Source organism: Mediterraneibacter gnavus ATCC 29149, assembly GCF_008121495.1.
In the GTDB taxonomy this organism is placed as follows: Bacteria; Bacillota; Clostridia; order Lachnospirales; family Lachnospiraceae; genus Mediterraneibacter; species Mediterraneibacter gnavus.
Genome location: NZ_CP043051.1, coordinates 1,482,023 through 1,502,187, shown reverse-complemented (window position 1 = coordinate 1,502,187; position 20,165 = coordinate 1,482,023). Strand labels below are relative to the sequence as shown.

At 43.1% G+C, this 20,165-nt stretch carries 18 protein-coding genes; 4 read left to right on the top strand and 14 right to left on the bottom strand.

Annotated features, from left to right (window positions below; translation table 11 throughout):
- Positions 1-123: 123 nt before the first annotated feature.
- The 9 genes from FXV78_RS07245 to FXV78_RS17840 form a co-directional block, all read right to left on the bottom strand.
- Positions 124-1,812 (bottom strand): type 2 periplasmic-binding domain-containing protein, encoded by a 1,689-nt coding sequence (locus tag FXV78_RS07245; protein WP_004843713.1) that lies wholly within the window; start codon positions 1,810-1,812, stop codon positions 124-126.
- The gene (locus FXV78_RS07240; RefSeq protein WP_004843711.1) at positions 1,787-3,502 is read right to left on the bottom strand and encodes a cache domain-containing sensor histidine kinase; all 1,716 of its coding nucleotides are present in this window, start codon (positions 3,500-3,502) and stop codon (positions 1,787-1,789) included. The genes FXV78_RS07245 and FXV78_RS07240 overlap by 26 nt, the downstream gene beginning before the upstream one ends.
- Positions 3,474-5,012, bottom strand: coding sequence for a response regulator transcription factor (locus tag FXV78_RS07235; RefSeq protein ID WP_039959907.1), 1,539 nt, complete (start codon positions 5,010-5,012; stop codon positions 3,474-3,476). The genes FXV78_RS07240 and FXV78_RS07235 overlap by 29 nt, the downstream gene beginning before the upstream one ends.
- Before the next feature lie 119 nt (positions 5,013-5,131).
- Positions 5,132-5,968 (bottom strand): carbohydrate ABC transporter permease, encoded by an 837-nt coding sequence (locus tag FXV78_RS07230; RefSeq protein ID WP_004843708.1) that lies wholly within the window; start codon positions 5,966-5,968, stop codon positions 5,132-5,134.
- Positions 5,968-6,810, bottom strand: a complete 843-nt coding sequence (locus FXV78_RS07225) for a carbohydrate ABC transporter permease (protein ID WP_004843707.1) — start codon at positions 6,808-6,810, stop codon at positions 5,968-5,970. The genes FXV78_RS07230 and FXV78_RS07225 overlap by 1 nt, the downstream gene beginning before the upstream one ends.
- Before the next feature lie 65 nt (positions 6,811-6,875).
- Positions 6,876-8,222, bottom strand: coding sequence for an ABC transporter substrate-binding protein (locus FXV78_RS07220; RefSeq protein WP_004843704.1), 1,347 nt, complete (start codon positions 8,220-8,222; stop codon positions 6,876-6,878).
- Between the two features lie 282 nt (positions 8,223-8,504).
- Positions 8,505-9,197 carry an anaerobic ribonucleoside-triphosphate reductase activating protein gene (locus FXV78_RS07215; protein ID WP_004843703.1) on the bottom strand — a complete coding sequence of 231 codons (693 nt, stop codon included), beginning with the start codon at positions 9,195-9,197 and terminating at the stop codon, positions 8,505-8,507.
- A 32-nt stretch (positions 9,198-9,229) separates the two neighbouring features.
- Positions 9,230-10,021 carry a pyrroline-5-carboxylate reductase gene (proC, locus tag FXV78_RS07210; RefSeq protein ID WP_004843700.1) on the bottom strand — a complete coding sequence of 264 codons (792 nt, stop codon included), beginning with the start codon at positions 10,019-10,021 and terminating at the stop codon, positions 9,230-9,232.
- A 43-nt stretch (positions 10,022-10,064) separates the two neighbouring features.
- The gene (locus FXV78_RS17840) at positions 10,065-10,334 is read right to left on the bottom strand and encodes an acylphosphatase (RefSeq protein ID WP_073963336.1); all 270 of its coding nucleotides are present in this window, start codon (positions 10,332-10,334) and stop codon (positions 10,065-10,067) included.
- 253 nt (positions 10,335-10,587) lie between these two features.
- On the opposite strand from FXV78_RS17840, the gene hydE reads away from it, so the two are divergent.
- From hydE to hydF, 3 genes are read left to right on the top strand one after another with little or no spacing between them, the layout of a single operon-like run.
- A complete protein-coding gene (gene hydE / locus FXV78_RS07200; protein WP_004843696.1) occupies positions 10,588-11,649 on the top strand; it encodes a [FeFe] hydrogenase H-cluster radical SAM maturase HydE in 1,062 nt (353 codons plus the stop codon).
- A 46-nt stretch (positions 11,650-11,695) separates the two neighbouring features.
- Positions 11,696-13,117: a [FeFe] hydrogenase H-cluster radical SAM maturase HydG gene (gene hydG, locus FXV78_RS07195; protein ID WP_004843692.1), complete on the top strand. Its 1,422-nt coding sequence runs from the start codon at positions 11,696-11,698 to the stop codon at positions 13,115-13,117.
- A gap of 16 nt (positions 13,118-13,133) precedes the next feature.
- The gene (gene hydF, locus FXV78_RS07190) at positions 13,134-14,327 is read left to right on the top strand and encodes a [FeFe] hydrogenase H-cluster maturation GTPase HydF (protein ID WP_004843690.1); all 1,194 of its coding nucleotides are present in this window, start codon (positions 13,134-13,136) and stop codon (positions 14,325-14,327) included.
- A gap of 83 nt (positions 14,328-14,410) precedes the next feature.
- Here hydF and FXV78_RS07185 read toward each other — a convergent pair whose 3' ends face one another.
- The 3 genes from FXV78_RS07185 to FXV78_RS07170 all read right to left on the bottom strand — a co-directional run bounded on the left by FXV78_RS07185 (position 14,411) and on the right by FXV78_RS07170 (position 17,987).
- On the bottom strand, positions 14,411-14,782 hold the full coding sequence (locus FXV78_RS07185; protein WP_105084802.1) for a hypothetical protein: 372 nt from the start codon (positions 14,780-14,782) through the stop codon (positions 14,411-14,413).
- A gap of 489 nt (positions 14,783-15,271) precedes the next feature.
- A complete protein-coding gene (locus FXV78_RS07175; RefSeq protein ID WP_004843934.1) occupies positions 15,272-17,047 on the bottom strand; it encodes an ABC transporter ATP-binding protein in 1,776 nt (591 codons plus the stop codon).
- A gap of 13 nt (positions 17,048-17,060) precedes the next feature.
- The gene (locus FXV78_RS07170) at positions 17,061-17,987 is read right to left on the bottom strand and encodes a glycoside hydrolase family 113 (protein WP_004843935.1); all 927 of its coding nucleotides are present in this window, start codon (positions 17,985-17,987) and stop codon (positions 17,061-17,063) included.
- A gap of 142 nt (positions 17,988-18,129) precedes the next feature.
- Between FXV78_RS07170 and FXV78_RS07165 the strand changes: the two genes are divergently transcribed.
- Positions 18,130-19,005, top strand: a complete 876-nt coding sequence (locus tag FXV78_RS07165; protein WP_004843936.1) for a helix-turn-helix transcriptional regulator — start codon at positions 18,130-18,132, stop codon at positions 19,003-19,005.
- A gap of 103 nt (positions 19,006-19,108) precedes the next feature.
- On the opposite strand, the gene FXV78_RS18205 is transcribed toward FXV78_RS07165, so the two are convergent.
- Together FXV78_RS18205 and FXV78_RS07155 are read right to left on the bottom strand one after the other, a co-directional pair.
- Positions 19,109-19,330: a hypothetical protein gene (locus FXV78_RS18205; protein ID WP_225084461.1), complete on the bottom strand. Its 222-nt coding sequence runs from the start codon at positions 19,328-19,330 to the stop codon at positions 19,109-19,111.
- 132 nt (positions 19,331-19,462) lie between these two features.
- The gene (locus FXV78_RS07155; protein ID WP_009245659.1) at positions 19,463-20,143 is read right to left on the bottom strand and encodes a TIGR00266 family protein; all 681 of its coding nucleotides are present in this window, start codon (positions 20,141-20,143) and stop codon (positions 19,463-19,465) included.
- Positions 20,144-20,165: the final 22 nt, after the last annotated feature.

The following is a 20,165-nucleotide window of genomic DNA, read 5'->3' as shown; positions in this document are numbered from 1 at the left end:
ACCTCTCCTTTCTGCAGCTAAACGCTGTATTTAGTGTATCACCCACATTTTTGAATGTCAATGAAAAACACCAACATCTAGTATGCAGGTTTTCCTTCAAAAACTAGATATTGGCGTTTATAACTATTTCATCGTTTCTTTATAAGAGTCATCCGCCTGCTGTGTGAGCGCTTTTCCGCCGTTTTCATACCACTTCTTTACGAACGTATCAAAATATTCAGGCGGCTTTTCTCCCACTATGATCTGCAGAAATGTATTCTTCTCTTCTTCCAGCAATTCTTCCGGGATTTTGATTTTCTGACTGCCTAACGAAAGAGGCGGTTGATTTTCATCCAGATTCTCTTTCGTCAAAAGTCCCGTTGCCTGTATCCGGGAAGTGTATGCTGCCCATGCATTCGACGTGGTCACATCTCCTGTAAGGAATGACTTACAGATTTTATAATAAGCAGCTTCTAATCCGTTCAATTTGCTCTGCTGCGTTTTTCCATCCAGAACATCCTGTATATTTTGCTGCACTCTGTAGATCGCATCCCAGTAGTCTACATTGATATTCAACGGTCTTGCTGTCGGATCCACATTCAAAGAAAAATATTCATTGATTTCATCGGACTGCTTCTGATCTTCAAAACGACCATAATCAAACAGTGTACTCACATATTTCCCCACGATCTCCGGATGCTCATATCCCTTTCTTACCACCACATACAGACAGTCTTCATAGGATTGAAATGTACGTGTCCTGGTCGCTGCATTTCCAGTCAGCAGATACGGCTGCCATTTTGCAGTTCTGTCCGCACTATAAGATAAACTCAGTGGATTGTTCGGTGCCCACCAGTATCCGAAAATAGCCCCGCACTTTCCTTCTTTAAGAAGTGTATCCAGATTTTCCTGCTGCCGCAGCAGAAAGTTGGAGTCCAGAATTCCTTCTACATAAAGCTGATGCAGATAGATCAGCGCCTGTTTTGTCTCTTCTGTCACAGAACCATACACCACATTCCCCTGATCGTTCAAAATCCACTGGCTCGGTTTTGCATGATACTGGTCAAAAACAGCATCCAGCCCATAGGTTCCGCTGTTTTCAGAAACCAAATCCGTACTTCCTGCCAACCCCACCGTCTCTTGATTTCCTGCCATATCAGCTTTCACAAACTGCCGGATAATCTCCATCCCTTCCTCCAGCGTTACAGGATCGGAAAGTCCCAACCGTTCCATCCAGTCCTTGCGCAGCCACAAAAGAGAAGCTCCATGATCTACCTCTGCATCCGGAAGTGCGTAGAGTCTGCCGTCAAATGTAGCCGATTCCAGAAGTGCTTCTCCGTAGCTTTGATACATTTCCTTGATCCTTTCTGTGGTACATTCTTCATATACTGTGGTAAGATCTTCGACCATCCCACGCCTGACCAGTTCTTTGACTGTCTCCCTGCCTTTTACCACCAACAGATCCGGCAGCTGCTGATCTTCCATCAAAATCTGAACGGCCTCCTCATAAGAATCGGAATTTTCCCCTTCCAGAACATCTTCGTTTTGAATATTTAACCGTTCTTTCAAGTATCGTGTGTAGGCATTATCCTCATAAGTCGCCTTCACAGGCAGGTTTGCATTATTAGATCCAACGATTTTCCCCAGTGTATAAGTAACAAGCTCGGGATATTTCCCATACGGTGTGTGTGCTGCATTTTCCCACTGTGCGTTTATCACTTCTTTCGATTCCACCGTCTTACCGGTTTCCGATCTTTTGCAGGAAGCGATCAGGAACATCGAGAACACACATAACAGTAGTATGTATTTAATTTTTTGTTTCCTGTTTCTCATGTCCGTTCTCCTTCTTCTTTGGAATCCGTATGCATACTCTGGTTCCTTCTCCTTCTTTACTCTCCACCCGGATTTTATTTTCTTCTCCATAGAGAAGCACGATCCGTTCATTGACATTGCGCACACCATACCCTTTGGATCGATATGTCACGATTTGACTCGCTTTTTCCTCTGTCATTCCGTTTCCGTTATCTTCCACCATAAAATATAAAAACAGCTCATCCTGCACAACCTTTATCCGCAATACTTTTTCAATCTTTTCCGACACATCCAGCCCGTGATCGATCGCATTTTCCACCAATGGCTGCAAAATGAGTTTCGGGATCTCACAACTTCCCATTGTATTATCATAAACTTCCTCCACCCGGAAACTATTATCGTGCATAATCAGCTGGATTTTCAGGTATGCACGGATATTCTCCATCTCGCTTACTACTGTCGTCATTGTCTCCCCCCGGTTCAGACTGGTCCGATAATAGGTAGACAATGCCAGTGTCACCTTACTGATCTCCTGTTCATCTGCTTCGATTGCCTTCCAGTTGATAATTGAGAGTGAATTGTACAGGAAATGGGGATTGATCTGCGCCTGCAATGCCCTCATCTCTGTCCTTTGTAACACAATTTTCGCTTCATATACTTCTGAGATCAGTTTATTGATCTCATTCATCATACGCCGGAAAGTACGAATGAGCACACCAATCTCATCTTTGGAATCACTTTGTACGGTCACTTCCCGGATTCCACTGTGGATCTGATTCATATTTTCCGTCAGCTGTTCCAGCTTACAGACCAGACGTCTGGAAAAGAAATAGCTTAAGATTCCTATCAGCAGAATACAGGCTGTCAGAAGCGGCAGATTTTTCAACATCAAATATCTTGCCGATTCCATAATCGTATCCGTAGGACAAAAATAACAGAATTTCCACTGATTCCCTTCCATCTCCTTTGTCACACTGGAAAAACTTTTCTGTACTTCCGAAATTGTATCCACCTTCCCGGTCTCATATTTAGCGGGAATTTTATTGCAGGAATACACGACATTGCCGTTTTCATCCCAGACAATTCCGGCAAAATCAGATTCCATGATTTTTTCAAACGGTTCGAACAATTTATTATAATCCAGTGTGATCTTCAGCACAGCATTTATCTCACTGCTCCCGTCATAAAACTTTCGGGCTACAATCACTTTATTCTGACTTCCAGTCTGTACATACCAGCGAATCAGACTTCTGTTGTTTCTGGGATACCAGTTTTCTCCCTGAATCTCCGACAAAGGAGCCAGTGTACTTCCATGGGCAACCTGAATATTATCCGCATACAGCGTGATCCCTTTAATTTCTTTGTGATACACCTGCGGCATATTCAACAACGGATCTGACACCTGAGTATACTTCAGATATGTATTAAAATCTGATGCACGTTCCATTTTCAGCACTTTCCTGAGGTCTCCCGAATAAGACAGATAATCAATCAGATTTTCATAAATCTGCGCCTGATTGTCTATTGCATCGACTGCCTGTTTTAAAGACTCCTGCATATTTTCCATTTCCCGCTCCTTGAGCGTGTTCATCATTCCCATCTGCATATAGCATGTCACGATCAGTGTCGGAATGATCCCAGCGATCAAAATCAGGATCATCAGCTTATATCGATATTTAAAATTATGGAACCGATAAAGAAGCTTCTTCATCACTCATACTCCCTTTCCTGCAATACTCCGGTGTGCTGCCAAAATACTCCCGGAAGCTCCTGCAGAAATAAGAATTATTGGAAAATCCAACCTCTTTTGCGATCTGCGAGATCTTCATACTGGTATTTTCCAGAAGCTCCCTGGATTTCTTCATCCGGATATCCCGGACATAACGGTTCAGATTGACTCCGGTCTCCTCCTTGAATACAACACTTAAATATCCCGGGGAGAGATAGACTTGCCTTGCCAGATTCTCTACATTGAGATTTTCTGCATAATGATGGTGAATGTACTGTTTCACTTTCATAACTTCATTCCGAAATCCTTTGTTCTGCTCCTGTACAAATTTCTCCAGTTCACAGACTACCTGTTCTGTAATTGCCAGTACATCTTCAATTTTCCTGCAGCGGTACAGCCTGTCGATCATTTTTGACAATGCTTTCACATCTCCTGGATTGATCTCCTCATAAATATCTTTGACAATATTAGAAAATACAAATTTCACATACATCTCTGAAAATTTCATACTTTCTCTATATTTTCTCTCCAGCTTCTGAAAATCCTGCCGTAGATGGATACTGTCTTTATATTGAATGTCCTCTTTGATATTATTCAGGACCTGAGATTCTTCTGCCTCATCCATTTCTCTGGTCTCCTGCACTTCCCCTGCAAAGAAAATCTTCTGCCTGGGCTGATAAAATTTTTCTGCCAGTACCTCCTCTAAACCGGAAAATACTTCAGGAAGTTCCTGCCAGTCTGTAATTTCTTCACTTACTGCCAAATAGCACTCCTCATCGTACTTATTCTTAAAAAACTGATATAACTCTTTTGCCACTGTCTCATAATCTGCATATCTTTCCTGAAACAGAAATAAGGACTCATTTGCTGCCACATTCAGATAAAGGAACTGACGGGACATGTGCTCTCTGAGCTGACCCAAAAGCTTTTCTTCATCCACTTCAAAAAAGCAGTCCTCGCCGCCTGCCAGGATCATATGAGTATACTGCCCTCCATCCTGACATAAAAGCTCCGCAGCTTTTGTCCCGTTTTCTTCTTTGCCGTCATACAAAAAATTCTGCAGAAAATATTTTCCCAGATCATCCTGCTGCCTTGCAATTTCTCCTTTCTGCGTATTCTTCTCCAGAATATGATCTCTCACAGAACAATACGTCTTATGAAACTCTCCCGGATCTACCGGCTTTAGCACATAATCGACTACTCCGTAATGCAGCGCCTCCTTCGCATAAGAAAAATCATTGTATCCGCTAAAAATCACTATCTCGATCTCCGGCTGCAACTCCCGTGCAGCTTTCGCCAGTTCGAGCCCTGTCATATAAGGCATTTTGATATCCGAAAACAAAATATCCACCTGTTTTTTCTGCAAAATCCCCGCTGCATCTTTCCCGTTTATTGCCTCTAAAATCTCCAGTTCTTCCTGCTCTCGTTTCAGCAGAAACTTGATCCCGTTTCTCTCCAGTTTTTCGTCATCTGCAATCAATATCGTGATCATGTCCGTCCCCCCTCTGATACATGCCAAAAAATCCGCCATGCCCCTCTGTTGGCTGCATGGCAGATTTTTTATTGATCTGTCCTCTTTATTTTAATCCATTCCCTTTTTTCTTACAAGCCTTATCCCTTCACAGCTCCTGCCACGACACCTTCTATAATATGTTTTTGGCAGCACAGATAAAAGATTACAATCGGGATGATAGAAAGTACCAGCGCTCCCATCATGGCTCCCATATCCACAGATCCATATCCACCTTTTAAATACTGTACTGCGATCGGAATCGTCCGGTATTTCTTCGTATCCAGCACCAGAGACGGAAGCAGATAATCATTCCAGATCCACATTGCCTGCAGAATCATTACCGTAATGCAAGTCGGTTTTGAGATTGGCAGGACCACCTTGAAAAAAGTCTGGATTGGAGTGCATCCATCAATCATTGCCGCCTCTTCGATCTCCAATGGAATCGACTTCATAAATCCGGTAAACATAAACACCGCCAGCCCGGCACCAAACCCCAGATAGATGAAGATCAGCCCCCATGGAGTATTGAGTCTGAGCATATTTGCAATCTTGGACAAAGTGTACATTTCCATCTGAAACGGCACCACCATGGCAAACAGACAAAGCATATAGATCAGTTTTGTCCACCATGTATTCACCCGGCTGATAAACCATGCACACATGGAACAGCACAGGATAATGACTGCAACTCCGCCCACGGTGATAAACAGACTCCAGCTAAATGCCTCAAAAAACTTTGTCTGCTCGATTCCGCGGATATAATTTTCCAATCCTACAAACATATTGTCTTTTGGCAGATCAAATGGCACCCGGCTGATGTATGCTTTTTTCTTGAATGAGTTGATCACAACAAGAATGATCGGATATAAGTACAGCAGGCTGATAACAGAAAAAATCAGCGTAACCAGCCAGCCATGTTTTAATTTTTTATTCACTACTGCTGCACCTCCTTTGATCTTGTCATGCGATTCTGAATCACGGCAACCAGACCAACGATCAGAAAGAAGATTACTGCCTTCGCCTGACCAACACCTTCATAACCGGCTCTTCCATAGAACGTATTGAAGATATTGAGCGCCAGAAGTTCTGACATTTTCGAAGGTGCACCATTGGTCAGTGCCAGGTTCTGGTCAAATAACTTGAAACCGTTTGTTAACGTTAAAAATGTACAAATCGTGATCGACGGCATCACCATCGGAATAATGACCTTGCGAAGTACCTGCCAGGAGTTGGCTCCATCAATCTTCGCCGCTTCGATCAGCTCTCCGGGAATATTCTGAATGCCGGAAATGTAGATGATCATCATATATCCAATCTGTTGCCAGCACACCAGAATGATCATTCCCATCAACCCGTAGGTCCCGGAATATGTAAGTGTTTTTCCCCAATGTGCAAGCACTCCGTTTAACAGAAGCTGCCAGATATATCCCAGAATAATTCCACCGATCAAATTCGGCATAAAAAATACAGTCCGAAAAATATTTTTCCCGCGTACTGGTTTTGTCAATACCAACGCCACCGCAAATGCCAGTACATTGATCAATAACATGGAAAGTACTGTAAACAGCACGGTATACCACAGAGAGTGTAAAAATGTAGGATCCTGAAATACCTTTCCATAATTCTCAAGCCCGATAAATCTGGCGTCTGTCACGGTTGTAAATTTACAGAACGAAAGATAAATACCCAGTAAAAACGGCGCGATAAACCCAATGGTAAATGCGATCATCGTGGGCAGTACAAAAACAGGGAAATATCGTTTTATTGCTTTTTGCATGTCCCTCTCTCCTTCCTCTTGATGGAAAAGGCGGACGGTTTGCCGTCCGCCTCAAATCTATGTTTTTATTCCGCATGCGCTGCCTGATACTCAGTTGCCCATCCATCTACAAATGCAGTTTCCACTGCATCCCATTTTCCAGTTCCCTGTGCATATTCAAGAAGTGCAGAGCCTACATTGTTTTTCCAGTTTTCAGAAGGCATTGTCGTAAAGTTCCAGCTTACAGGTGTCTTGCCCGCCTTGTTATATTCCTCATTTGCCTGCACCAGAGGATTTGACGGCAGATAGTCTTCAAATGTGGTGAACGGTGTCACAAATCCCATCGTATTTGCAAGCATATCGCGTCCCTCATCACTTTCCACAACCCACTGCAGGAAATCCAGAGTTGCCTGAATGTCTTCTTCTGAAGCATTTTTATTCACACACCAGTAGTTCTCAGATCCCGTGCAAAGTCCCTGCTCTTCTTCTCCTTTGGCACCGATGTAAATCGGAAGCATTCCCATGTCCTCATCGGCAACTTCCATATCCTTGATGTCGTTGTATGCCCAGGTTCCATTCTGATAAAATACAGCCTCTCCAAGTGCAAATTCGGAGCTTGCGTCCTCTGCCGTCTTAGAGGAGATCATAGACGGTTCACAGGTAGAATCTGTAATATATAAATCCCATATGTTCTTATAGTTTTCCAGATAGGTTCCTTTAATCGCATCTGTGGATGTAATGCCCTCATCTTTATATTCATAATAGATTGGAAGATTTGCCAGATGTGTCTTAAATCTCCAGTCAGAAGAAGAATCCATACCTGCGGATGTAAATGCACCTTCCACCCCCAATTCATCTTTGTGTTTCTGGATTCCGTCCGCAACTTTTTTCAGCGTTTCAAAATTATTGATCTCATCCACTGATTTTACAGCAGCATCTGAAAGTTCAAAGTATTGATTCAGGATCGCTTTGTTATAAATAATTCCGTATGTTTCTACTACATACGCAATTCCTTTGACTTCATCTCCTTCTTTTAACACATAATCGTCACTGGAAATATCCTTGTAAATCTGACTGTCTGACAGGTCATAACAGTAATCTTTCCAGGATGCCAGACCGACAGGACCATTGACCTGAAACAGGGTCGGCGCCTCTTCTTTTGCCATCTCAGATTTCAGCTGGGATTCATACGTCCCGGAAGCAGCTGTCTGCACATCCACCTGAACACCAGTCTCATCTGTGTAAGTCTCTGCAAGTTTTACCCAGTCATCTGCCTGCTCCGGCTTGAAGTTCAGATAGTACACTTTCCCTTCACTCTTTGCCTGATTTTTTCCTTTTTCATCTTCCTTGCCATCGGATCTGCCGCATCCTGCAAGCATCGTTCCTGCCATTGCTACTGTCAAAAGAAGTGCCAGCATTCTCTTTTTCTTCATTATCGTTTCCTCCCTTTTTATTCGTCTCTGTTTTTGATATCTGTATTATAGAAAAATATGGAATTTTCTAAAATAATAAAAAAAATAGAAACGTAACACTTTTTGAGGAAATTATACTAAGAAACAGTGGCTGATTATTACATGATTTTGCTCTTTTATACATGAACAATAAAATACAGGGAGGGTATGACCCGTTTTGAGTCACATCCTCCCTGCATGAAACCGTCTATTTTCTTGAATTTTCAGGCTTTTCTAACAATTGTTGTTGAAATAACTTGTAACCTACACACCCCTTAACTTCGCATTTGGAATGTTCCTCTTCACAATTTCCAGCGCCTGTTCCATAATCTCTTTTGTATACCCCTTCATTCCGGGGCAGATCAAATCTCCGGAATCTACAAAGCTCTGCAGATAATATTGTTTTGCCCCCTTGATCCATCGCCCGATAGCAGCAAAATCTTCCCTTTTATGGAACTGCCGCACAACCGTGGTGCGAAATTCATAGGGAACATCCCCAGACATCAGAAAATCCACACTCTGAAAAATATTGGACATATCATATTCTTCAATTCCAATAGTCATACCATACTTATCCGGAGCATTTTTGATATCCATTGCTACATAGTCCACAAGCCCCTGTTCCACCAGCCGTCTCAGACGCAATACATTGCTGCCGTTGGTATCCAGCTTGACCTGATAACCGAGCTCTTTCACTTTCCGGATAAACTCTTCGATATCCGGCTGAAGCAGAGGCTCGCCTCCGGTAATGCACACACCATCCAGAATCCCCTGCCGTTTCGCAAGGAATGAAAACACTTCCTCCTCGGAAATTGCTGCCGCCGCATCTACATGTGTCACCAGAGAAGCATTATGACAGAACGGACAGCGGAAATTACATCTCGCCGTAAAAATCGTACACGCCACTTTTTCCGGATAATCTAACAGTGTCATTTTCTGAATTCCATGAATCTCCATCGCCGTTTCCCCCTCATGCCTGTCACTTTACTCTACATATTTCTGGATTTTTCCGCACACACACGCATTGCCTCGATAATAGCACTTCGAAAACCGCGCTCTTCCAGTACCTGCACTGCTTCGATCGTTGTTCCCGCAGGAGAACATACCATGTCTTTGAGTTCACCCGGATGTTTTCCGGTCTCCAGGATCATCTTGGCGCTTCCCATCACGGCCTGAGCGGCAAACTTATACGCCTGAGGTCTTGGCATTCCATCTGCCACTGCCGCATCTGCCATTGCTTCGATCATCATAAATACATATGCCGGAGAACTTCCGCTTGCAGACACAACTGCATCGATCAGATGCTCTGATACGACTTCTACCTCTCCGAAAGAGCGCAGGATTGTCAGCACTTTTTCCAACTCTTCTTTTGTAACCAGAGCATTTGCACACGCTGCCGTCATCCCTGCACCGACCATTGCCGGTGTATTCGGCATGGTGCGCACGATCTTGACATCTTTTCCAAACTGCCCCTGCAGCCATTCCAGAGTTTTTCCCGGAGCAAGGGTGACAATTACCTGCTCATCCGTGATCTCATCTCTGATCTGTGCGATCGTCTGTTCATAATACTGAGGTTTTACAGAAAGAACCACGATCTCTGCCTTTGCCGCCTCCCTGTTGTCATCTGTCACACAGATTCCATAAAGAGAATGTACCTTTTCCCTCCCTGCTTCCAAAATATCCGAACCGATGATTTCTTCCGGCTTCAGCACTCCGTTTCTGATAATACCACCCATGATGGCTCCTGCCATATTTCCTGTTCCGATAAATCCTAATTTCATGATGCTCCTCCTGTTCATTCTATAAACCAAGTTCTTCTTTCCTTCATTTCACAGAAAATGCCTTCTCTTCCTCCAGTGGAATCTCTCTTGTATCGATCCACTCGATGGAGATAAACTGATTCTGATTCAGTCCCACCAGAAGCTTGTTGATCAGCGTTTCCCGTCCCTGTACTTCCATTGTCACAGTGCCGTCCCACTCATTTCTCGCCCATCCGGTAAGTCCCAGTGACAACGCAAGATATTTTGCAGTGTAGCGGAATCCTACGCCCTGCACCTTTCCATGAAAAACAAAATGTTTTCTTACCTCAGACATTCTATCACCACTTTCTGATATTTCTGTGTCCAACTTATCACACCGCCTGTTCTCTGTCAATATTTCCTCTGCTAAACAATAACCCTGTATTTTCAAAATGTTACTGTTCACACCGGATGTTAAATATAGATTCTTTCCCTTACATGCAAGCATGACGGTTCAGAACCTATATTTAACATCCGGTGTGAACAGTAACTTTAAAATTGTGCTATAATGAAAAAATACAGAAATTTTTTACAGAAAGGAGCCAGAAATGATGGATCCATGTCTTTATACCTTCATTGACAAACTGGAAGCGGAGCATACTCTTTATGCTTCCGAATGGCAGCAGCTGCTTGATGGGTACACCCCCCGGCTTGCCGCATATCTGTTTGAAAAATCACGACGCGCGCGGATTCAATTCTACGGACATGATGTCTATATCCGGGGACTCATTGAATTTACAAACTACTGCAGAAATAACTGCTATTACTGCGGGATTCGAAGCGGGAACACACACGTACACCGCTACCGGCTGACAAAAGAAGAGATCCTCTCCTGCTGTGAAACCGGATATGAGCTCGGATTTCGGACTTTCGTCCTGCAGGGCGGTGAAGACCCCTATTATACAACCGCCCGGTTATCTGATGTGGTGCATACAATCCGGACCACTTACCCGGACTGCGCGATCACCCTTTCCACTGGAGAGGCCACAAAGGAAGAGTACCAGCAGCTTTTTGATGCCGGAGCCAACCGTTTTCTTCTGCGCCATGAAACTTACAACACCGAGCACTATCAGAAGCTGCATCCGGCACAGCTTTCTGCTGCCCACAGACAGCAATGCCTCTGGGATTTAAAAGAAATCGGATATCAGGTGGGAACCGGATTTATGGTAGGATCTCCCTGGCAGACGAGCGAACATCTGGCAGAAGATCTGTTGTTTCTCAAAGAGCTGAATCCTCAGATGGTCGGGATCGGCCCATTTATTCCACACCATGACACCCCGTTTGCCGGGCAGAAAGCAGGAACACTGGAGCTGACTTTATTCCTTTTGGGACTCATCCGTCTGATGCTTCCAGGCGTGCTGCTTCCGGCAACCACAGCACTTGGAACCATTGCCGAAAACGGACGGGAGCTTGGCATTTTATCCGGTGCCAATGTGGTCATGCCAAACCTGTCCCCGAAACGTGTGCGGGGAGACTATCTGCTGTATGACAACAAGATCAGCACGGATGCAGAAGCTGCCGAATGCCGAAGGGAATTGGAACAACACATGCAGTCCATCGGCTATCAGGTGGTGACCGCCCGGGGAGATTCTCTGAATATCACCCCGTAACAACTTTGTTTTTTGCTTTTTATTTTACAAATTGGAGGGATTACTTATGTATGATGTACACTCAAAACATGCTGATGATTTTATCAGCCACGAAGAAATTCTGGAAACCCTTGCCTACGCCGATGAGAACAAGACCAACGAAGCCCTCATTGACTCCATTCTTGAAAAAGCCCGTTTAAGAAAAGGACTTTCCCACCGGGAAGCATCCGTTCTTCTCGCCTGTCCGATCGAAGAGAAGAATCAGGAAATCTACCGGCTGGCGGAACAGATCAAAAAGGATTTCTACGGAAACCGGATCGTCATGTTTGCGCCTCTCTACCTTTCCAACTACTGTGTGAACGGCTGTACCTATTGCCCGTATCACCTGAAAAATAAACATATCGCCAGAAAACAACTGACTCAGGAAGAGATCCGGAAAGAAGTCATCGCACTGCAGGATATGGGACATAAACGGCTTGCACTGGAGGCCGGGGAAGATCCCGTGCGCAACACGATAGACTACTATCTGGAGAGTATCAAAACGATTTACAGCATCAAACATAAAAACGGCGCCATCAGACGGGTAAACATAAATATTGCCGCCACTACCGTGGACAACTACCGTCTGCTCAAAGAAGCCGGAATCGGAACGTACATCCTCTTTCAGGAAACCTACCACAAGGAAAGTTACCTTGCACTTCATCCAACAGGACCAAAACACGACTACAACTATCACACCGAGGCTATGGACCGTGCCATGGAAGGCGGCATTGATGATGTAGGGATCGGCGTTTTATTTGGACTGGACAAATACCGCTATGAATTTGCAGGTCTTCTCATGCACGCAGAACATCTGGAAGCTGCATTCGGCGTCGGACCGCACACGATCAGCGTACCGAGACTCCGGCATGCGGACGATATCAATGCAGATGAGTTTGACAACGGTATTGACGATGATACCTTTGCGAAGATCGTAGCCTGTATCCGGATCGCCGTTCCCTATACCGGCATGATCATCTCCACGAGGGAGAGCCAGAAATGCAGAGAACGTGTCCTGCATCTGGGCGTTTCCCAGATCAGCGGCGGCTCCCGTACCAGCGTTGGCGGTTACTGTGAGCCGGAGCCGGATGACGCAAAATCAGAACAGTTTGACGTCAGTGACACCCGCACACTGGATGAAGTCGTACGCTGGCTGATGGAGATGGACTACATTCCAAGCTTCTGTACCGCCTGCTACCGGGAAGGCCGCACCGGAGACCGTTTTATGTCTCTTTGTAAAAGCGGACAGATCCAGAACTGCTGCCATCCAAATGCACTTATGACACTCAAGGAATACCTGATGGACTATGCTTCCCCGGAGACAAAAGCCATTGGAGACCGCCTGATCGACAAAGAAGTGTTAAATGTACCAAATGAAAAAGCAAGAGCGGTCGTACTGGAAAATCTGCGTCTGATCGAACAGAATAACCGCCGGGATTTCCGTTTCTAGAGAAAGGAGCAGTTTTATGACATTCAATCAGACACCTTCTGCCGAACGAATCCACATCGGGATCTTCGGAAAAAGAAATGCCGGAAAATCCAGCCTGATCAATGCCCTCGCCGGACAGCCGGTATCCATTGTTTCAGATTTTAAGGGAACCACCACAGATCCGGTCAAAAAAGCAATGGAGCTCCTTCCTCTGGGGCCTGTTGTTTTAATCGATACCCCGGGACTGGATGACACCGGGGAGCTTGGTTCTCTGCGTATCGAAAAAACACAGCAGATTTTAAATACAACAGATATCGCTCTGCTCGTCATTGACGGGCAGCTTGGCATAACCGAAGAAGATATCCAGATTTTACAGCAGATTCGTAAAAAACAGATTCCTTTCGTGATCGCTGTCAATAAAATGGATCTTGCTCCAGCTTCTCCTGTTCTTCCGGATGAGATTTCCCCGGAGCAAGTCCTGTATGTCAGTGCTGCCGCGGGAACACAGATTCACGAACTGAAAGAGCTGCTTGCAAAACAGCTCGGACAGACACCAAAAACACGAAAAATCGTGGGAGATCTCATCCATCCCGGAGACTTTGTCGTACTGGTCATTCCCATTGACAAAGCTGCTCCGAAAGGCCGTCTTATCCTGCCTCAGCAGCAGACCATCCGGGATATTCTCGATCACGGAGCAACCGCAATTGCAGTGAGAGACAGTGAGCTTTCAGAAACGCTTAAGAACCTTGGAAAATCACCTGCTCTTGTCATCACAGACAGCCAGGTCTTTGATGCCGTTGCCAAAATCGTACCAAAAGAGGTACCGCTGACCTCTTTTTCCATCTTGTTTGCCAGATATAAGGGAAATCTTGCACTTGCTGCCAAAGGCGCACAGACACTTGACACACTGAAGGACAAGGACCGGGTACTGATCTGCGAAGGCTGCACGCATCATCGGCAGTGCGAAGATATCGGGACTGTCAAACTGCCCCGGATGCTGAAACAGTTTACACAGAAAGATTTGCAGTTTACATTTACAAGCGGAACGGATTTTCCGTCAGATCTGTCCCCTTATCAGGTGATCATCCACTGCGGCGGATGCACGCTGACAGAAAAAGAAATGCAGTATCGATTAGATTGTGCCAGAGAGCAGGGCATTCCAATTACGAATTATGGAATTGCCATTGCGTATATGCGAGGGATTTTGGAGAGAAGTATGGAGTTATTTTAAAAAACAGGGGCAATCTGCCCCTGAATAAACTTAAAGTCAGTTTTGTGTAAAATTCGATATTTGCTTATTTATAAGTATACAATTTATTTTTCCCATTTGTCAATTAAATAAATTTCTAATGTCGGCTTATCAGTTGGTGTACTATGAAAATAAGAAAATTTGATTTTCTCACCAACCATTGATGAATCAATTTTATACTCACCTGCAGGACCTGTGAGAATTAAAGTAACCTCATCGTATAAAAATCGATTATCTGAATCATCTACTTGTACTATGGTTTCTTTTTTATCAGGATGGTATTCCAACAAAGTACCTGTATCTGATAAAAGATGAGCATTTGACATTTGTGATATGTCTCTATTTGGGGATGTTTCTTTATTTTCTTTACTCAATATCGAAGCTCCTATTATGATTGATAAAAATCCAAAAAGTAATAGCGGTAATAATTTTTTCATCGAACTCCTTCCTTGAACATAAAAAAATAAGAGTTTTCTAATATCCATCTTTTATTCCAGCTATAAATGAGCAAGTTCGTGATTTTGCATAAAAGAAAGACACCTCGATTCCATGTGTTGTATAATGAAAGTGCCAAAACAAACATTTGCAACATTTACGAAAGAAGGTGTCTCTCGCAAATACTATACATCATTCCTCATTCATATACAACCAGTTTAAAAAATTAAACTTATGCAAATTTTATTCGAACCGAGTAATAATATAATGTGTGCAGTGGGTACTGGTAGGTTCTGTTCGTTTGAAACTGGATATCACGAAATCTGTGATACCATTCAGCTGGAAAAGTATCGTTATCTTTTTCAATGCGCAAAGGAAAGTAATGATTTTGATTCATTTATGAAATTCGCAGTGTAGTTTTGTGCAATTTTTCAAATTTGCTCATTTATAGCTTATTTTCTGATAATTTTAATCTTTTTTCACCACTTTTGTCAACTCTGTAATTTTTTAAGATGATAAAACTCCCCTTTTTGTTCCATCAACTCTTCGTAATTTCCATACTCTAACACTCCACCATTTCCAATCACTGCAATCTTATCTGCATTTTTTATCGTAGACAATCGATGTGCGACAATTAACGTGGTTCGATCTCTCACCAGTCTTTGAATGGAATCCTGAATCTTCCTTTCTGAAACACTGTCCAGAGCAGAAGTCGCTTCATCCAGAATCAAAATTTTCGGATTTCGCACAAATGCCCGGGCAATTGAAATTCTCTGTTTCTGGCCTCCGGATAAATTATCCCCATGCTCTGTTATCATCGTATCCAATCCATCCGGCATTTTCTTAATCACATCCTCCAAATTTGCTGCCCGAACGATCTCCCAGAGTTTTTCATCCGGAATCCCTTCTGTTCCATATGTTATGTTGTCTCGAATCGTTCCCGAAAATAAAATGGACTGCTGAGGCACAACCGCGATGTGTTCTCTATAGCTCTGCAGATTCACTTCCATTAGATTTTTTCCATTAATCCGTACCTGACCACTGTCTGCTTTCAGAAAACCAATTGCCAGATTCAAAATCGTCGTCTTTCCTGATCCAGAACCTCCTACAAATGCAACTGTTTCTCCTTTTCGTATCTTCAAGTTTAAATCATTTAGTATTTTCTTTTCTTCCCCTCTGTAAGAAAACGAAACTTCATCAAATTCAATTTCACCTTCTACTTCTTTTACCTTCTCTTTTTTCCAGTTATCTTCAATATCATTTGCACACAGCACTTCTCCTATCGACTCAACTGATTCCAACCCTTTGGAAATAATCGGAAGCAATGCCATCACATTTGCAATCTGTGCAACAATAGATGAAAAATAGGTCTGATACAGCATAATATCTCCGATTTGAATCAACTCTTTCCACGCCATGTAAGCAGTAAACACCAGACAGAACACCTGAAAAATCTGAAATGCCACCCAGCTGATCGATGAAAAATAGGTCTGGACCATGTCCAGCTTTAACCCTTTTTGAGCAATTCTTTTCAACTGCCGTTCCATTTTTTCTGTTTCTTTATCTTCCATTGCATGCGCTTTTGTAACAGGGATCATTTCCACCATCTCCATCACTTTCGCAGATGTTTCTTCCATTTCCTCTCTAAATTCCCTGTTGTGACTTTTTATTTTCCCCTTAAATCCTACAATGATTAAAACCGCCACCGGAATCGTACATACAAAAAACAGAAATACAATCTTGCTTTTATAAATAACCACCCCAAATGACACTACAATATTCAAAATAATCGTAATCAAAGAGATAAAAATCTGAGACGCCAGTGTCTGAACCTGTTCCACATCCCTCATAATTTTGGACTGAAGCCTTCCGGACTGCATTTCTTTATGATACGTGATCGAAAGCTGCTGCAGCTTTACAATCAAAGCCTCTCTTAACTCCTTTTCCACACCTCTTACACTTTTCGCATAGAGCCAGGTATGAATATAATTTGTTGCTACATTCTGGACAAGAAATACGAGCATTAAAATCGTATTCACAGTCAAAATCCGCACAATATCCCCCTCTTTATCTGTCACTGCATTGATAATATTTGCTGTGACGATTGGCAGCACCCACGTAGGAGAATGCTTGATTACAAAAAAGAAAACTGATCCAAACAGCGCCAGATACCGCCCGCGAAACAAAAGCAACAATGTCTTTAAACTGTGACCTTTGTTTTCTCGAAACATTTGTGTTATATTACTTTTTTCATTTTCTCTTCCCATTGCTTTTCCCCGTCTATTCCTTATAATACTTCTTTATAATCTCCTGTACCGGCTTCTGGCAGATTTGATAACTGTCATCCTTATATGCCTGTTTTGCTGATGGTACTGCAGGCGCCCATTCCCACAACCCATACCCTTGCATCCACTCTCTTTTTCTGCATGACTCAAACATAGTTGTATACCACTCCACCTGTTCCTCTAACCGTAACTTTCCTTCAATCCCCCAGTTATTCGGAACGTGTTTTGATCCTGTTCTGGACATACATCCTGCTTCTGCAAAGAAAAACGGTTTATGATAAGCTTTTACTACAGCCTCGATCCGATCCAGTTCCTGCTCCCAGTCCTGAATCGGATAATAGCCGCTGGATGAAATCACATCTACACAATCCCACCATTTAACCCGGTCTTCCTGATACTTATCCGTATTGTATGATACTGTCCCATCGTAACACTCTCTGATTGCAGCAATCACTTCCCGCCACTCCTTCTCTCGATGTTCTGACATCACCATTTCACACCCTGCGATTAACATATCGCATTCTTCTTTTTGTGCAATCTCCGCATAATGCGTCTGAAATTTCGTGTAGGACGAAAACCAGTTTCCCCATTTTTGCTCACACGGTACATCATGTTCAAAAAAGCTGATATATGCTCTCCATTCTCCGTTTTTACAATTCACGGTAGGCTTTAATCCGACTCTGACTCCTTTTTTCTTTGCATAACAGATCATATCTGCCAGTTCCTCATCCGAAAAAGTAGCATTGGAACTATAACAAATCTCTTCTGAATGTGCTGTATCCTGCAGCCCTCCCGGTGCCAGTATCACAAAATCTGCTCCCGTATTCTCTATCATATAATCAAAGCTTTCTCTTGCCTGCTCTGTATTCAATGTATTTTTCCTGTAAAACGGAGCAAATGTAATTCCTTTTATAAACTTCATATGCGCAATCCCCTTCCTTTAAATTCCCCGAAAGTATAGCATATTCCCTTTATGCATGATATAATGATTCTCGCAAAAAATTGTATAAATCTATGATTACCCAACATTTGCATCTTACTGTTTTTTCACAAAGGAGGAGGACATGAACCCCATTTTCGAATACTCTGATACGTTAAACAATCCTTATGAAGCTTTCTTTTTTGACGCTCAAAAAAACAACTTCCCGGTTTCTCCGCACTGGCATTATTTTATGGAAATTCTGTATATTTTGAAAGGAACTGCCTATATCGAAACCGATACAGACAATTATGTTCTGGAACCCGGAGATTTGATTGTTTTCCACCCGCAGACACCTCATGCCATTTATGCTGCAGGTCCTTTTCCCCTCCAATATCAGGTGCTGAAATTTGATCCCGTACATCTAAATATTCCGGGAAGCAGTCTCCCTTCCATTTCCACGCTGCTTCATATGATCGATACTGACAAGCGCTTTTCCTGTTTTTTTCAAAAATCCGAGCTGGAGCATATTCCCTTACATTCCCTGTTTGATACAATGATCCAAATCGTTACAGAAAAAAACTTTAGTTACGACATTCTCGCACACTCATATTATTGTATCCTTATCACAGAGTTGCTCAAACTTTGGGAAAAACAGGGATTTTCAATTACAAGTAATGCATTGCAGCACTCTCAGAACGAAACATTTTCCGCAGTGGCAGAATATATTTTTCAACACTATCAAGAACCCATTTGTATCGAAACTCTAGCACGGAATTTTCACATGAGTTATTCTCACTTTTCCGCAAAATTTAAAGAATACTACGGACAGACCTGCGGGCATTTTATCAAAATGGTACGAATCCAAAAAGCAGAAGATCTTCTTCGTTTCACTGATTTTGACCTTTCCTACATCAGCCAGGAAACCGGCTTTTGCGACTGCAGTCATTTCATACGGGTATTTCAGGAATTTCATGGAATTACACCCAAAAAATTTCGTAAAAATCTACATACCACCTGACATTTCCATACAATATAAAAACTGCCGGCACCACAGCTGCCGGCAGTTTTTATATTGTTCTTTGTTCTCCGTTATGAAAAGTTCATTTATTTTCTTATTTAACTCATAAGCTTTGATCTACTTTGACTTCGATTTCATCCACATCTTCCACTCGTATCATTTTTACAATTTCCTGATTCTTTTTATCTTTCAGAGAAATTTTCAACCACTCTTCATCACAGTCCATCACATGACATTCAAACTCTGTTTTTCCAACAAAATTGATTCCTTTTTCGCTTGAAATTTTACAATCTCTTCCCACTAATTCTTCAATCAGTTTTGACATGATACTTTCTCTGCACCTTTCTTTTTCTAACTTTTTTACTTTCCTTTCAAGCTTTTTCACTTTATCAGGATATGACATATAACACAGCACTATAACAAATGCCAACACACCCAAATATTCCATATTGCCACCTTACTTCGCCACCGGCAAAAATGGTGCCAGCACTCCTGCCACATTCGAAATCGGCATCGTCTGCAGCCAGATATGTCCCGGTCCACTGATGACCGTATTGAACACGCCTTCTCCGCCGAACAGCATATTCTTCACACCCGGCACGCTCTGAATCTCCATGCTGCAGGTCGCATCCATTGCAGCCAGATATCCGGTATCCACCACGATCTGCTGCCCCGGCTGCAGCTCATACTCTACCACATGACCGTCAAATTCCAGAAATGCCATACCGCGTCCGGAAAGCTTCTGCATGATAAATCCCTCTCCGCCGAAAATTCCGGAACCGATCCGCTTCTGGAAGAAGATCGACAGATCCACGCCAGCTTCTGCTGCCAGAAAACCAGACTTCTGTACTACAATTTCCCGTCCAGGCGCAACCTCATGTGCAACGATCTTTCCCGGAAAGCTGGATGCAAATGCAATCATTCCGTGACCGCCCTTTGCAGTATACGTGTTCTGGAAAATCGACTCTCCGGAAAACATCCTTCCGAATGCTTTGCCAATCCCGCCGTTGGTACTCGTCTCCATCTTCATATTCGGGGACATCCAGCTCATGGCTCCCTTCTCTGTGATCATCGTTTCTCCTTCTTCTAACGTACAGATCACTGCCGGTAATGTTTCTCCTACTATTTCATATCTCATACGCATTCTCCTTGTAGAATTG

Excerpts from the sequence above, each read along its gene's own strand:
- FXV78_RS07245 (WP_004843713.1), bottom strand. The coding sequence starts at position 1,812 with ATGAGAAACAGGAAACAAAAAATTAAATACATACTACTGTTATGTGTG.
- FXV78_RS07240 (WP_004843711.1), bottom strand. The coding sequence starts at position 3,502 with ATGAAGAAGCTTCTTTATCGGTTCCATAATTTTAAATATCGATATAAG.
- FXV78_RS07235 (WP_039959907.1), bottom strand. The coding sequence starts at position 5,012 with ATGATCACGATATTGATTGCAGATGACGAAAAACTGGAGAGAAACGGG.
- FXV78_RS07225 (WP_004843707.1), bottom strand. The coding sequence starts at position 6,810 with ATGCAAAAAGCAATAAAACGATATTTCCCTGTTTTTGTACTGCCCACG.
- FXV78_RS07220 (WP_004843704.1), bottom strand. The coding sequence starts at position 8,222 with ATGAAGAAAAAGAGAATGCTGGCACTTCTTTTGACAGTAGCAATGGCA.
- FXV78_RS07215 (WP_004843703.1), bottom strand. The coding sequence starts at position 9,197 with ATGGAGATTCATGGAATTCAGAAAATGACACTGTTAGATTATCCGGAA.
- proC (WP_004843700.1), bottom strand. The coding sequence starts at position 10,021 with ATGAAATTAGGATTTATCGGAACAGGAAATATGGCAGGAGCCATCATG.
- FXV78_RS17840 (WP_073963336.1), bottom strand. The coding sequence starts at position 10,334 with ATGTCTGAGGTAAGAAAACATTTTGTTTTTCATGGAAAGGTGCAGGGC.
- hydE (WP_004843696.1), top strand. The coding sequence starts at position 10,588 with ATGATGGATCCATGTCTTTATACCTTCATTGACAAACTGGAAGCGGAG.
- hydG (WP_004843692.1), top strand. The coding sequence starts at position 11,696 with ATGTATGATGTACACTCAAAACATGCTGATGATTTTATCAGCCACGAA.
- hydF (WP_004843690.1), top strand. The coding sequence starts at position 13,134 with ATGACATTCAATCAGACACCTTCTGCCGAACGAATCCACATCGGGATC.
- FXV78_RS07185 (WP_105084802.1), bottom strand. The coding sequence starts at position 14,782 with ATGAAAAAATTATTACCGCTATTACTTTTTGGATTTTTATCAATCATA.
- FXV78_RS07175 (WP_004843934.1), bottom strand. The coding sequence starts at position 17,047 with ATGGGAAGAGAAAATGAAAAAAGTAATATAACACAAATGTTTCGAGAA.
- FXV78_RS07170 (WP_004843935.1), bottom strand. The coding sequence starts at position 17,987 with ATGAAGTTTATAAAAGGAATTACATTTGCTCCGTTTTACAGGAAAAAT.
- FXV78_RS07165 (WP_004843936.1), top strand. The coding sequence starts at position 18,130 with ATGAACCCCATTTTCGAATACTCTGATACGTTAAACAATCCTTATGAA.
- FXV78_RS18205 (WP_225084461.1), bottom strand. The coding sequence starts at position 19,330 with ATGTCAAAACTGATTGAAGAATTAGTGGGAAGAGATTGTAAAATTTCA.
- FXV78_RS07155 (WP_009245659.1), bottom strand. The coding sequence starts at position 20,143 with ATGAGATATGAAATAGTAGGAGAAACATTACCGGCAGTGATCTGTACG.